The 13,363-nt window shown below is 66.0% G+C and carries 8 protein-coding genes; 3 read left to right on the plus strand and 5 right to left on the minus strand.

Features of this window, described 5'->3' with window-relative positions; all coding sequences use genetic code 11:
- Nucleotide 1: 1 nt before the first annotated feature.
- A complete protein-coding gene (locus HZZ13_RS22320; protein WP_197961678.1) occupies nucleotides 2-3,433 on the minus strand; it encodes an indolepyruvate ferredoxin oxidoreductase family protein in 3,432 nt (1,143 codons plus the stop codon).
- 154 nt (nucleotides 3,434-3,587) lie between these two features.
- On the opposite strand from HZZ13_RS22320, the gene HZZ13_RS22325 reads away from it, so the two are divergent.
- Both HZZ13_RS22325 and HZZ13_RS22330 read left to right on the plus strand, forming a co-directional pair.
- The gene (locus HZZ13_RS22325; RefSeq protein WP_197961679.1) at nucleotides 3,588-4,043 is read left to right on the plus strand and encodes an Lrp/AsnC family transcriptional regulator; all 456 of its coding nucleotides are present in this window, start codon (nucleotides 3,588-3,590) and stop codon (nucleotides 4,041-4,043) included.
- A 246-nt stretch (nucleotides 4,044-4,289) separates the two neighbouring features.
- On the plus strand, nucleotides 4,290-8,396 hold the full coding sequence (locus HZZ13_RS22330) for a bifunctional diguanylate cyclase/phosphodiesterase (RefSeq protein WP_197961680.1): 4,107 nt from the start codon (nucleotides 4,290-4,292) through the stop codon (nucleotides 8,394-8,396).
- On the opposite strand, the gene HZZ13_RS22335 is transcribed toward HZZ13_RS22330, so the two are convergent.
- Nucleotides 8,370-8,711 carry a hypothetical protein gene (locus tag HZZ13_RS22335; protein ID WP_197961681.1) on the minus strand — a complete coding sequence of 114 codons (342 nt, stop codon included), beginning with the start codon at nucleotides 8,709-8,711 and terminating at the stop codon, nucleotides 8,370-8,372. The two genes, HZZ13_RS22330 and HZZ13_RS22335, sit on opposite strands and share 27 nt — an antisense overlap.
- 101 nt (nucleotides 8,712-8,812) lie before the next feature.
- Between HZZ13_RS22335 and HZZ13_RS37230 the strand changes: the two genes are divergently transcribed.
- A complete protein-coding gene (locus HZZ13_RS37230) occupies nucleotides 8,813-8,941 on the plus strand; it encodes a hypothetical protein (RefSeq protein ID WP_283817186.1) in 129 nt (42 codons plus the stop codon).
- Here the strand turns inward: HZZ13_RS37230 and galE are convergent.
- Genes galE through HZZ13_RS22350 form a run of 3 tightly spaced genes read right to left on the minus strand, consistent with a single transcriptional unit; the run spans nucleotide 8,938 to nucleotide 13,121 of the window.
- Nucleotides 8,938-9,930: a UDP-glucose 4-epimerase GalE gene (gene galE / locus HZZ13_RS22340; RefSeq protein ID WP_197961682.1), complete on the minus strand. Its 993-nt coding sequence runs from the start codon at nucleotides 9,928-9,930 to the stop codon at nucleotides 8,938-8,940. The two genes, HZZ13_RS37230 and galE, sit on opposite strands and share 4 nt — an antisense overlap.
- 19 nt (nucleotides 9,931-9,949) lie before the next feature.
- A complete protein-coding gene (locus HZZ13_RS22345) occupies nucleotides 9,950-10,753 on the minus strand; it encodes a WecB/TagA/CpsF family glycosyltransferase (RefSeq protein WP_197961683.1) in 804 nt (267 codons plus the stop codon).
- Nucleotides 10,746-13,121 carry an exopolysaccharide transport family protein gene (locus tag HZZ13_RS22350; RefSeq protein ID WP_197961684.1) on the minus strand — a complete coding sequence of 792 codons (2,376 nt, stop codon included), beginning with the start codon at nucleotides 13,119-13,121 and terminating at the stop codon, nucleotides 10,746-10,748. The genes HZZ13_RS22345 and HZZ13_RS22350 overlap by 8 nt, the downstream gene beginning before the upstream one ends.
- Between the last annotated feature and the right edge of the window lie 242 nt (nucleotides 13,122-13,363).

Raw genomic sequence — 13,363 nt, forward strand, 5'->3', positions numbered from 1 at the left:
CTCAGGCCGCTCGCGCCATTGCCGGCCGGCCGAGCCGCGATTCGACCTCGGCCTTGACCTGCGCGATCGCAGCCTCCTTCACCGGCCCATAGCCGCGGATGTTCATGGGGGCCTTGGCTACGGCAATGAGATCTGGAAGGCGCGCCGCGTCGAGCTCGCCCAGTATCCGCTCGATCAGGCCATCATACCAGGCGATCAGTTCACGCTCGGCGCGCCGTTCCGCGGTGTAGCCGAACGGATCAAACGGCGTTCCGCGCAACCCCTTCAGGCGCGCGAGCATGGCCAGAGGCACCTGGATCCACTGGCCGAGGGCCCGTTTGCGCGGACGCCCCCGTGCATCGCGCCGCGACTTCAGGAACGGCGGGGCGAGATGGTATCGGATGGTGAAGCCGTCCTCGAATTCGCGCTTCAACTCGTCGAGGAAGCCGCTTCGCATGTGCAGCCGCGCCACCTCGTACTCGTCCTTGTAGGCCATCAGCTTGAACAGCGCGCGCGCGACCGCCTCGGTCAGCGCCTCGCTGTTCAGGTTCGCTTCGGCATTGCGGACTCTTGTGATCATTGCGCGGTAGCGCGCCGCGTAGGCTTCGTTTTGATAGTCGGTGAGGAACTCGATGCGCCGGGCAATGATCTCATCGAGCGTCTCGACCTTTGGCGCATCGTTCGCCTTCGGCAGAAAATCCGGATCGGCCGCGGCGATCCGGCCCCAGGCAAAGGCCTGCTTGTTGCGCTCGACCGCGACGCCGTTGAGCTCGATCGCGCGCAGCAGCGCGGCAAGCGAAACCGGGACGAGACCGTGCTGCCAGGCAAAGCCCAGCATGATGATGTTGGCGTAGACGGCATCGCCGAGCAGGCGCTCGGCCAGCGCATTGGCGTTGAGCGTGCCGAGATTGCTCTCGCCGACCACGCGACCGATGGCGCGCAGGCGGGCTGGCGCAGCGAGATCGGCGTCGCGGAAGCGGACCACGTCGCCCGTCGGCATTTCCGCGGTGTTGACCGCGGCACGGGTGCTGCGGCGATAGGTGCCCGAGGCCTTTGGCGAGGAGCTGACGACGAGATCGCAGCCGATCAACGCATCGGCCGCGCCCTGGTCGATGCGGACCTGGTGCAGCGCCTCGGGGCTCGCGGCCAGGCGAATGTAGCTCAGCACAGGCCCGAATTTCTGCGCAAAGCCGGTGAAGTCGAGCACCGAAACGCCGCGGCGTTCCAGATGCGCGGCCATGCCGATCAGCGCGCCGACAGTGATTACGCCGGTGCCGCCGACGCCGGTGACAAGCAGGTCGTAGGGCCGGTCGAGCGTTGCGGCCTTGGGCAGGGGGAGCGTCGCGGCGTGGCCGGCCGCATCGATCCGGCTCGCGTTCTTCTTCCGCCGCGTTGCGCCTTCGACCGTGACAAAGCTCGGGCAAAAGCCGTTCAGACAGGAAAAATCCTTGTTGCAGGCCGACAGATTGATCTGCCGCTTGCGGCCGAACGGCGTCTCCTTCGGCTCGACGCTCAGGCAGTTGGATTCCACCGAGCAGTCGCCGCAGCCTTCGCAGACGAGATCGTTGATGTAGGCGAAGCGCTTGGGATCGGCCATCTGCCCGCGTTTGCGTCGGCGCCGCTTCTCGGTGGCGCAGGTCTGCTGATAGATCAGGACCGAGACGCCGGAAACCTCGCGCAGCTCGCGCTGCACGGCGTCCATCTCCTCACGGGGATGGATGGTGACGCCGGCTGGCAGGTCGGACGGCGAGAACTGCGCGGGATCGTCCGACACCAGCGCGATGCGCGTCACCCCTTCGGCGCGGACGCTGTGCGCGATCGCATGGACGCTGATGGGACCGTCGACCGGCTGGCCGCCGGTCATCGCCACGGCATCGTTGAACAGGATCTTGTAAGTGATGTTGGCCTTGGCTGCGATCGCCTGCCGGATCGCCATCGAGCCGGAATGGTAGTAGGTGCCTTCGCCGAGATTCTGGAACACGTGCTTGTGCCCGGTGAAGCGTGACGAGGCTGCCCAGTTCACGCCCTCGCCGCCCATCTGGATCAGCGAGGAGGTCTCGCGGTCCATCCAGCTCGCCATGAAGTGACAGCCGATGCCGGCGAGCGCCTTCGATCCCTCCGGCACTTTGGTCGAGGTGTTGTGCGGACATCCCGAGCAGAAATAGGGCGTGCGCGTCGCGCCGCTGACATTGATCGTGCGCGCGGCTTCCGGCATCAGGGCGGCCGCGCGCGCGGCGAGATCGAGACCCGGAAACATCGGATCGAGCCTGCGCGCGAGCACGCTCGCGAGCGCGCGGGGCGACAATTCGCCGATCCAGGAGATCAGCCGTGCACCGGTTTCGTCGTGCTTGCCGACCATGCGCTCGGGTTTGCTGCCGGGATAGTCGTAAAAGTATTCCTTGAACTGGCTCTCGATGATGCCGCGCTTCTCCTCGACCACCAGGATCTCGCGCTTGCCCTTCACGAACTCCATCGCATCATGCAGCGCCAGCGGCCAGACCATGCCGACCTTGTAGACGTCGATGCCGATGCGGCGGCAGGCCGATTCGTCGAGGCCCATCAGCCGCAGCGCTTCCATCAGGTCGAGATGCGCCTTGCCGGTCGTGACGATGCCGTAGGTGGCGCCAGGAATATCGTAGATGTGCCGATCGATCGGATTGGCCTTGGCGAAGGCGTAGACCGCGTGCTTCTTGGCTTCCAGCCGTTCCTCGATCTGCGGGCCCGGCAAATCGGGCCAGCGATAGTGCAGGCCGCCCGGCGGCGGCGTGAAGTCGGGCGTGCGGAAGAGGCGCGGCGGGCGCAGCGCGACGGAGGCGCCTGATTCCACGATCTCCGAGATCGCCTTGAAGCCGACCCACATGCCGGAGAAGCGGCTCAGCGCGTAGCCATATTCGCCGAACACCAGATATTCGCCGACGTCGGCCGGATGCAGCGTCGGCATGAACCAGCTCATGAAGGCGACGTCCGACTGGTGCGGCATCGAGGAGGAGACGCAGCCATGGTCGTCGCCGGCGACCACCAGCACGCCGCCGTGCGGCGAGGAACCATAGGCGTTGCCGTGCTTGAGCGCATCGCCGGAACGATCGACGCCTGGGCCCTTGCCGTACCAGAGCCCGAATACGCCATCGACTTCACGGTCAGCTTGTGTCTCGACCTGCTGCGAGCCGAGCACGGCTGTCGCCGCGAGGTCCTCGTTCACGGCGGGGAGGAATTCGATGCCGTGCTGCTTGAGCCGCTCCTGGATGCGCCAGAGCTCGAGGTCGATGCCGCCGAGCGGCGAGCCGCGATAGCCGGAGATGAAGCCGGCGGTGTTGAGCCCGGCCGCACGGTCGCGTCGCGCCTGGTCGAGCGCGATGCGGACGATGGCCTGCGTGCCAGTGAGGAAGACGCGGCCCTCCTCCCGCTCGTAGCGATCGGAGAGTTCGTATGTGTCGAGTGACGGAATGGCGTCCATGGCGGACCTCGCGCGGCATCCTGCCCAGTGATGGAAGGTTATGCCCGGCTCGCTGGTAGGTCTTACCTATTTATCCCTTCTGTGGCCAAGATCCGGTAGACTTTTGCATATCGACGCCAAAATTGGTAAATCTGCTCGAACCGGAGGGCTCGCCATGATCGAAGAGCAGGACACCCGCATTCTCGCCCATCTCCAGAAAGATGGCCGCGCCACCAACCAGCAACTCGCCGACGAGGTCGGCATGTCCACCTCGGCCTGCTGGCGGCGGGTGCGGGCGCTTGAGGAGAGCGGCGTCATCCAAGGCTATGCGGCGCTGGTCGCGCGCGAGCGGGCGGGCTTTGCGATGTCCGCCATCCTCCACGTCTCGCTGGAGCGGCACGATGCGAAGTTCGTCGACGAATTTGTGGCGAGGGTCACCAAGCGCCGTGAGGTGCTGGAGTGTTTTGCGACCACGGGCGACGCCGACTATCATTTGCGCGTCGTCGTCCAGGATATGGCAGCCTACAACCGCTTCCTCGACGAGTTCATGTTCCGCATCCCCGGCATCCGCTACGTCCGCAGCAACGTGGTGCTGAAGGAGATCAAGACCAGCGTGGCGCTGCCGTTCTGAAGGAGGTGCTGGGCACCGCGACATCAATCTCCCGTAAACCAACACGGGGCTGCAGATTGGTAAACGGAACATGCCTTGCGTCGACGGCTCGGCCTCGCAGCGGTATTCCCGTCAGTTTTGTCGCGCCCGTTCGCAGCTCGTTCACTTTGATCGACGGTTTGCGCCGCGTAATAACGACCACTTAGGCGATCGCCGCTCATAAAAGGCACCGGGATAAATAGGCAGAAATGCCTGGGAGCTGAGATCGTGCCGACGACACTCGCGCGCACCTTTGCGGCGCTGAGCGCCATCAATGAAGCGATTCTTTACGCGAGATCGCCGGAGGAGCTGTACCAGAAGGTCTGCGACGCCGGGTTTTCGAGCGGGGATTTTCTGGCCGTTGCCGTGTTCCTGGTCGAACCGGACGGCCGGCGTTTGCGCTTTGCGGCCGGCTGTGGCGACGACATTCCGCGGCTGCGTTCGATCGTGATCACGACGGAAGCCGGCACGCCGGAGGGGTCCGGCGTCGGCGGCGAAGCGTTTCGCGATCAGAAGCTGTGCGTCAGCAACGATTATCTGAACGATCCGCGCTCGCTGGCCTGGCGCGAGGGCGCCGCCAAGGCCCACATCGGTGCGGCCGCGGCGCTGCCGCTGCTCTGCAACGCCAAGAGCGTCGGCGTCCTGTTTGTGACGCGGAGCGAGGCCAACTCGCTGAACGAGCAGATGGTGTCGCTGTTCGAGCGCATGTCGGCGAACATTTCCTACGCGCTGGACAATTTCGCCCGCGAAACCGCGCGGCAGACCAGCGAGCGGGCGACCCGGCGGCTCAACCGCATGTTCGGCGCCATCAGCGCCACCAACGAGGCCATCCTGCGCGCCAAAACCGAGCAGGAGCTGTACCAATTGGTGTGCGACGCCTCGGTCCACGACGGCAAGTCGCTCGCGACCTTCGTCTTGCTGCGCGAGCCGAATTCGCACTGGCTGACGCCGGTCGCGGCGACCGGCCAAAATCTTCATCTGATTAGGCAGGCGCGCTACTCGATCGATTCCGACAATCCTCACGGACAGGGCATCTCTGGCCAGGTCTTCCGGACGCAGAAGGCGATGGTCGAAGACGACCTCGTCGGTCGTACCAAGGGAACGATCTGGGAGCAGGCCAACGTCAATGCCGGATCGGTCGCCTGTGTCGTGGCGCCGCTGATCAAGCGCGGAACCAGCGTCGGCGTGATGTTCTTCTTCGTCAGCAAGTCCTGGGCGAAGGACGAGGGCATCGTCGCGCTGCTGCTGCGCATCACCGAGAACGTGTGCTTTGCACTCGAGAATTTTGACCGCGACCAGGAGAAGGCGGAGATCGCGCGCGAGGAGGAGCGGCTCGCGCGCATGTACGCCGCGCTGAGCGCCACCAATGAGGCGATCATCCGGGCGACCTCGCGTGCCGAGCTGTTCGATCTCGTCTGCGAAGCGTCCGTGCAAGGCGGCAAGTTCGGATCGGCGACGATCGCACTCGCCGATCCTGCGTCCGAGCGGCTGCGGGTTGTCGCCTCCGCAGGGCCAAACTCGGACGAAGTGCGCAGGCTCAAATTCGCCACCACAGATAACGTACCCGAGGGACGCGGCCTGACCGGCACGTGCTACCGCACCGGGCGGCCCTGCCTCGCCAACGATCTGATGGCCGATGACCGCCTAAAGCCGTGGCACGAGAGTGCCCGACGCACCGGTGTGAAGTCCTCCGCTGCGTTGCCGTTGCTGAGCGGCGACCGGGTCGAGGGCGTGTTCCTGTTCAATTCCCTTGAGGTCGGCACGTTCACGCCGGAACTGATGGAACTGCTCGAGCGTCTCGCCCGCAATGTCTCGTTTGCGATCGCAAATCTCGATCGTGCCGAGGACAAGGCCAAAGCCGACAAGCAGCGCGAGCGCCTGAGCGGCATGTTCGCGGCCTTGAGCGCGACGAACGAAGCGATCATGCGCGCCGAGACCCGCGAGGAGCTGTTTGAAGTTGCCTGCCAGGCGGCCGTGCTCGGCGGCATGTTCGCATCGGCGACGATCGGCATCATCGACGAGACACGCGAGCTCGTTCGGGTCGTCGCCGTGAAGGGACGTCTCCAGGAGCGCATGATCGGGCGTACCTGCATCATTTCCGCAGACCACCCCGAGGGCCAGGGCATCATTGGCACCTCGCTGCGGACGCGCCGGCCCAATGTGATGAACGATTATCTCAACGAGCCGCGGTCCGCATACTGGCGCACCAAGGCCATCGAGGATGGAACGCGGGCTGCCGCGAGCTTCCCGCTCCTGAGAGCCGGCCAGGAATCGGTCGGCATCCTGCTCTTCCTCGCGCCGGAAGAGAATACGTTCACGCCCGATCTGGTCGAGCTGCTCGGGCGCCTCGCGGAGAACGTCTCCTTCGCACTCGACAATTTCGAGCGCGCCGAGGAGAAGGACCACACCGAAGCGCAGAAGGAGCGCCTGACGCGCATGTTCGCGGCCCTGAGCGCGACCAACGAGGCGATCATGCGCGCGAAGTCGCGTGCCGAGCTGTTCGACCTGGTCTGCCTTGCGGCATCGAACGGCGCCAAGTTCACCTCGACTACGATTGCCCTGGCCAGACCCGGCACGGACCAGCTCGAGATCGTCGCCGCCGCAGGTCCCTCCGCCGGCACCACGCGCAATGTGCGTCTCTCCATCGATCCCGAACGGCCCGAAGGGCGCGGCATGAGCGGCACGGCATTCCGCACGCGCCAGCCCTGCATCAGCAACGACTATCTCAACGACGACCGCGTCCGTGTCTTCCATCCCATCGTGCGCGGGGACGGCGCGCGGTCGGGCGCCGCGTTTCCGCTCATCGTGAACGACCAGGCGGTCGGCGTCATGATCTACATGTCGACCGAACCGGCGACCTTCACGCCCGAATTCGTCGCGCTGTTGCAGCGCCTCGCCGACAACGTTTCCTTTGCGATGGAGAATTTCGATCGCGCCGACGAGAAGAACAAGGCCGACGAGCGCATCGAATACCTCGCCTCGCACGACAGCCTGACCGACCTGCCGAATCGCGAGACCTTCAACGGGCTGCTGCGCCAGGCGATCGATGCGGCGCACCGCCACGATCACCGCTTTGCGGTACTGTTCATCGACCTCGACCGCTTCAAGGTCATCAACGATTCGCTGGGTCACGAGGCCGGCGACCTGCTCCTGCTCGAAGTGGCGAACCGCCTGCGCGGCGCCCTGCGCGCGAGCGACGTGGTCGCGCGCCTCGGCGGCGACGAGTTCGTGGTGATCCTCGACCAGTGCGGCGAGATCGAGGACGTCCAGCGCATCGCCACCGGGCTGCTCGCCGCGCTCGCCGAGCCCATGCAGCTGGCCGGCCACGAGTGCCATTCCACCGCCTCGATCGGTATTGCGATGTATCCGGCCAACGGCTCCGACGCGCAGACGCTGACCAAGAACGCCGACATGGCGATGTACCTCGCCAAGGAGGACGGCAAGAACGGCTATCGCTTCTTCTCCAACGAGGTGAAGACGCAGTCGATCGAGCGGCTGTCGCTGGAGAGCGCGCTGCGCCGTGCGCTGGAGCGCGAGCAGTTCTCGCTCAATTACCAGCCCAAGGTGGACATCGCGACCGGTCAGATCACGGGCGTCGAGGCGCTGCTGCGCTGGACGCATCCCGATCTCGGCAACGTCTCGCCGGCACAATTCATTCCGCTTGCGGAGGAAACCGGGCTGATCGTGCCGATCGGCCGCTGGGTGCTGAAAGAGGCCTGCGCGCAGGCCATGGCCTGGCAGCGCCGCGGCCTGCTGCCGGTGTCGATGGCGGTCAACCTGTCGCCGCGGCAATTCGCCGACGAGCATCTGTTGCAGGACGTCGACGAGGCGCTGGCGGCCTCCGGCATGTCGCCGGTGCTGCTCCAGCTCGAAGTCACCGAGAGCATGATGATGCGCAATGTCGGCCGCGCGCTGAAAGTGCTCGACTCCATCCAGAGCCGCGGCATCCGGCTCGCGATCGACGATTTCGGCACCGGCTATTCGTCGATGTCCCTGATGAAGCACTTCCCGATCGACACCATCAAGATCGATCGCTCCTTCGTGCGCGACCTGCCGCAGGATTCGGAGGATCAAGCGATAGCGCAGGCGATCATCAGCATGGGCAAGGCCCTCGGCATGACCGTCGTCGCCGAAGGTGTCGAGAATGCCGAGCAGGAGGCGTTCCTGCGGGCCCATGGCTGCGACGAGATGCAGGGCTTCCTCGTCTCCAAGCCGCTGCCGGCGCGGCAGATGAGCGAGCTGCTGCGGCCCATGTCGCTGCCCGTCGCGCCGCCGCTGCAGCCGGAAGCGGCCGGCGAAGATGCAGCCTCAGGGCTGAAACGCGCTGTCGTCTGACGGCTGCGGGTGCAGCTCGCGCACCTCGTGCTCTTCCCCCTCGGCCTTGCTCGGAAAGTCCTGGGGGCCCGTCAGTGACGTCTGCTCGGTGAACAGCGCGAGAATGGCGCGCGCGCCCGCGGCGAAGCTGGTCCCTTCGCTCACCTGCAACGCGCAGCAGCATGTTGCGCTCATCGGCTCCTGGTCGTCGACCACGGCCATCGCAGGCCCCCACCACCAGGCAGGCGCGGGCGAACGCTCGTCCTCTGGCACGACATGCCAGCGGACGAACTCCTCCATCACGCGCTCGAATTCCAGGCGGGCAGCCTGATGCATATGCTCGATGCTCCCAGAATCGCGTCCAACGACGGGTCGACACGCTGACTTGATCGTCACGTCGCTCGGAAAAAAATCGGCTCGCGCAACAGGGCCGAACCATGCCGGCCGACATCGTCGTCGGCGATGCGGAACGCGCGGCTGCCGGCGATGCGCCGGCGCAGCCGCGATTATTCATTCTAGCTGCTGGATGGCACGGCAAGCAAGCGATTGCAGCCGCAATTGCCTAACGCGGCATGAACGGATGCGCCTTCTGGTGCCAGGCCCAGGCGGTGCGGACGATCGTCGGCAGGTCGGAGTGCCGCGGCACGAAGTTCAGCACCTTTCTCGCAGCAGAGGGATCGGCGACCAGAAAGGTGGGATCGCCGGCGCGGCGCGGCTTGATCGTGTGCGGCACCTCGCGCCCGGTCTCCTGCCTGATAGCGTCGAGGATCTCGCGTACGGAAAAGCCGGAACCGGTGCCGAGGTTGAAGCTGCCGCCAGCATGGCCTTGTTCCAAGAGCCTCAGGGCCGCGACATGCGCCGCCGCAAGGTCCGTGACGTGGATGTAGTCGCGAATCGCGGTGCCGTCGGGCGTGTCGTAATCGTCGCCGAACACCGCGAAGTCGACATGGCCCTGAAGCGCCATCATCGCGCGGGGAATGAGGTGGGTTTCGTTGTCACGCAGCTCGCCGATGCCGCCGGCCGGATCGGCGCCGCTGGCGTTGAAATAGCGCAGGCAGAACGCGCCGAAACCATAGGCCGTGCGGTAATCGGCGAGCATGCGCTCGATCATCAATTTCGATGCGCCGTAAGGATTGATCGGCGCGCAAGGAAAGTCTTCCGGCAGCGCCTTGGAATCGGCGTTGCCGTAGACGGCGCCGGTCGAGGAGAACACGATGCGATGGCAGCCCGCGTTGCGCATCGCCTGCAGCAGCGACAGCGTGCCCTGGACGTTGTTGATGTAATATTTCTGCGGGTCGGTCATGGATTCCCCGACGAGGCTCGCCGCCGCGAAATGCATCACCGCCGTGATCTTGTGGTCGGCGAAGGCGCGCGCCAGCGCCGCGCCATCGAGCAGGTCGCCCGTCACCAGCGGGCCGGATACGAAGTTGCGATGACCTGTCGAGAGATTGTCATAAACGACGGGCTGATAGCCGGCAGCGGTCAATGCGCGGCAGGCATGCGAGCCAATATAGCCTGCGCCCCCGGTGACGAGGACGGTCGGTCGGTCGGTCATGTCGTGTTCTGCTCTTCTCTTAGCGGAGGGGAAGGTTGCGGCTGAAGAGAAGATAGAGCGCGCGGGGGTTGGTGGTCAAATAACGCCACAGCAGACGGCGTGGTTCGAGCAAGGTGCGCCAGGCCCATTCGAGCCCGATCTTCTGCATCCATTGCGGCGCGCGGGAACGGCTCCCTGACAAGAAGTTGAACAATCCGCCGGATGTCTTGATGACGCCAACATTGGTCAGGTGCGGCGTGAACTCCTCCACGAATGCCTGTTCGTTGGGCACACCGAGCGCGACCCACAGATAATCCGGGGCCAGGGCGTTGATCTCCTCGACCTTGGCCCGCAGCGCATCGCCGCGCAGATAGCCGTGGCTGCGCCCGACGATCTTGAGACGTGGATACATCTTCTGAACGTTTGCGACCGCAGCTGCGTTCTCGGGCTCGCTTGCGCCGAACATGTAGAAGGTGCGGCCGGCGGCTTCGGCCTTGCGCGCGACGACGTGGAACAGGTCCGTGGTCGCAACGCGCTCCGGCAGCGGGAACCAGGATTGCAGCTTCGAAGCCGCGACCAGGGGCTGACCGTCGGCGTTGATCAAGTCAGCGGCACGGAACAGGCGCTCGGTCTGCGGCTCGGTCGAGCAGCGCGCCAGCACCTCGCCATTGGCCGAGGTCAGGAACAGCGGACGGCCGATGCGATGCTCGGGATTCGTCGCCTCGATCATGAAATCGGCTGTCGCTTCCAGGTCGAGCGCGGCCATGCGAAGTCCGCCGACAGTGATTCTCGGCACCTCGGCAGTTGCTGCCCGTCCGTCGAGGTTGACGCGGCGTTCAAGCATATTGTCTGCCTCGTTGGCGCGCTTGCATTGCAGGGGTGAGCTCGTCGAGCACGACGCCGACGAGCTTGCGCTCGGCCTCGCCGAGCGCGGCCAAGATCTCTTCCAGGCTGTCGTTGACGTCGAGGCTGGTCGGCAGCACGGCCACCAGCGAGTCGATGTCGTCGAGCAGCCTGCGGCCGCCGGCCCCGAGCGGAATGGCCGGGCCGTCGAGGATCACGAGATCATAGCCGCCGGCGGAACGGGCCTGCGCAATCGCCTTGCGGATGGCGTCGGCGGCTTTGCCGGCGTCGCCTTCCGCGGCCGGCAGCACCGAGATGCCGTTGACCGTCTTGATCTCGCGTGCGTCCTTGCTGCCGATCGAGAGCCAGCCGAGCCTGCTCGGCTCGCTCTTGCCGGGACGGACGACCTTGTTCGAGAGCGAGCGCGCCTGATGGTCGGCATCGATCATCAGCACGCGGGCGCCGTCGCGTGCGGCCGCCAGCGCGAAGTTCAGCGCGGCCACGCTGCGGCCGCTGGTCTTGCCGGTGCCGGCGAGCGCGACGACCGGCATCGCCTTGCCGCCGGCGCGCCGCGCCACCGCGGCGCGCATGTCGCGCCAGGCGTTGAGCAGGCTCGTCAGGGGAAAGCCGGGGCGCAGCGTCGGCCAACCCAGCCGCGTGAGATCGACGCCGCCGCCAGTGGGGAGTATGGCGCCGAGCGTATGGATGACGTCGGCCTCCTGGAAGCGTGCGATCAGCGGCTTCTCGATCACCGGCTTCTCGACCATCGAAGGCTGCAGCGCCGGCGCGGCAAGTTCGGGCGTCGACGGCGCAGTTTCAGGCGCGCGCGGCGCCTGCCGCGGCTGGGCAGCCTCCGCAGCGCGCGGGAGCTCCGGTGCTCGGGACGCCCGTGGCGCCGGCGAGCGCTCACGTCGGGCGGGTGTCGGCGTCGCAGGCGCGGTTGCGCCGGCGAACAGCAGGTCTGTCACGACGAACCAGCTCGACGCCGCGATCGCCCCGAAGGCGAAGCCGATCATGGCGAACAGGCTCATGGCCGGCGGGAACGAGCGCCGCTGTGGCACCGTCGCCTCGCCGATGACGCGGGCGGCCGAGGTGTTCAGGCTCTCCTGCTCTTCGGTCTCGCGGGAGCGCTTGAGAAAGGACTGATAGACGTCGCGGCTGGCATCGGCTTCGCGTTCGAGTTCGCGCAGGCGCACGGCAGCCTGGCTGAGCTGGACGCTCTGCCGCTTCTGCGCTTCCAGCGCGCGGTTGAGCGAGGCCTCGAAGTCGCGGGCGCGCGTCAGATCGTTCTTGGCGGACTGGGCGAAGCGGTCGATCTCCTCGTTGATGGTGCGCTTGAGGTCCTCGACCTGCTTCTCGGTCTGGCGCAGCGCCGGATGGCGCGGGCCGAGCTCACCGGCCTGCTCCGCATATTTCTTCCGGGCATCGGCATATTGCGCGCGCAGGTTCGCAATCGTCGGCGATTGCAGCGCCTCCGGAATCGCGCCGGCATCGGCGGCGGTGCGGCGGCTCGCCTCGATCTGGTCGAGCCGCGCCTGCGCATCCATCGTCGCCGCGCGGGCCGCGGAAAGCCGCTGGTTGCTGGCGGAGAGCTGCTGGTCGCTGATCAGCGCATCCTGGGTGCCGACGAAATTGTTCTGGGCCTTGTAGGTCGCCAGCGCGGTCTCGGCGTTACGCAGCCGGTCGCGCAACTCCTTCAGGCGGCTGGAGAGATCGTTGGTGGCGCGCCGTGCCGCCGAAGCCTGCGACTTGCGGGATTCCGCGAGATAGGCATTGGTCAGCGTGTTGGCGAGCATCGCCGCCTTGGCGGGATCCGTCGACCAGACCTCGACGTCGACGATGAAGCTCTTCTCGGTCTTGCGGACGGCGATGTGCCTGTTCAGCGCCTCGAGCGCCGCAAGCTGCACCTCCTTCGTCTCCGCAGCGGAGGGCGCGCGGGGCTGCAGGCCGATCAGGCCGAGCAGCGAGGACATCAGGCTCCCAGCCTCGCCGCCTCCGAATTCCGGATCCTTGTCGAGACCGGCCTGCTGGATCACCTGGATCAGCACGCTGTTGGAAGTGATCAGGCGCGCCTGGCTCTCCACCACCATGGCCATGCCGGAGACGTCCTGGGCCCGGGGCGTGAGCTCGCGGTCGACGAGCTGAAGCTCGCGCGGGTCGACATAGAGCTGGGCGGTGGCGGTGTAGCGGGGCGTCACGCTCTTGCCGATGGTGACGGCAAGCGTCGCACCGAGCAGGGCGGCCGCGGCGATCGCTACCTTCCGCCGCCAGAGCAGATTGGCGAGCTCCAGCACGTTGAAGCCGGCCTGAGGCTTCCGCTCAGAGGCCTCCGGTCCGGCTCGATCGATCGGCTGGTTATAATCAAGCATGATCCCCAGCTTTCATTCCAACTGCCGCGGGCTGAGGGGTTACTCTTCGCTTTACGCCACGCACCCGGGATATGGGTGCCCAATCAACGCAACAGGGAAAATTAACCATACTCATTGAGGGACTATTCACCGAAATGGCAAACAAAGCGTTTAAGCGCATGCCGTCCCTCGGCGCGCCTCTGTGACGCTCGCGATACCCGCTCCTTCCAGGAATTAACGGTTCGTTACCGCGCGCAGCATGG

The organism is Bradyrhizobium agreste, from assembly GCF_016031625.1.
Lineage (GTDB): Bacteria > Pseudomonadota > Alphaproteobacteria > Rhizobiales > Xanthobacteraceae > Bradyrhizobium > Bradyrhizobium agreste.

Coding starts and splice junctions, on each gene's coding strand:
- HZZ13_RS22320 (WP_197961678.1), bottom strand. CDS start 3,433: ATGGACGCCATTCCGTCACTCGACACATACGAACTCTCCGATCGCTAC.
- HZZ13_RS22325 (WP_197961679.1), top strand. CDS start 3,588: ATGATCGAAGAGCAGGACACCCGCATTCTCGCCCATCTCCAGAAAGAT.
- HZZ13_RS22335 (WP_197961681.1), bottom strand. CDS start 8,711: ATGCATCAGGCTGCCCGCCTGGAATTCGAGCGCGTGATGGAGGAGTTC.
- HZZ13_RS37230 (WP_283817186.1), top strand. CDS start 8,813: ATGCCGGCCGACATCGTCGTCGGCGATGCGGAACGCGCGGCTGCCGGC.
- galE (WP_197961682.1), bottom strand. CDS start 9,930: ATGACCGACCGACCGACCGTCCTCGTCACCGGGGGCGCAGGCTATATT.
- HZZ13_RS22345 (WP_197961683.1), bottom strand. CDS start 10,753: ATGCTTGAACGCCGCGTCAACCTCGACGGACGGGCAGCAACTGCCGAG.
- HZZ13_RS22350 (WP_197961684.1), bottom strand. CDS start 13,121: ATGCTTGATTATAACCAGCCGATCGATCGAGCCGGACCGGAGGCCTCT.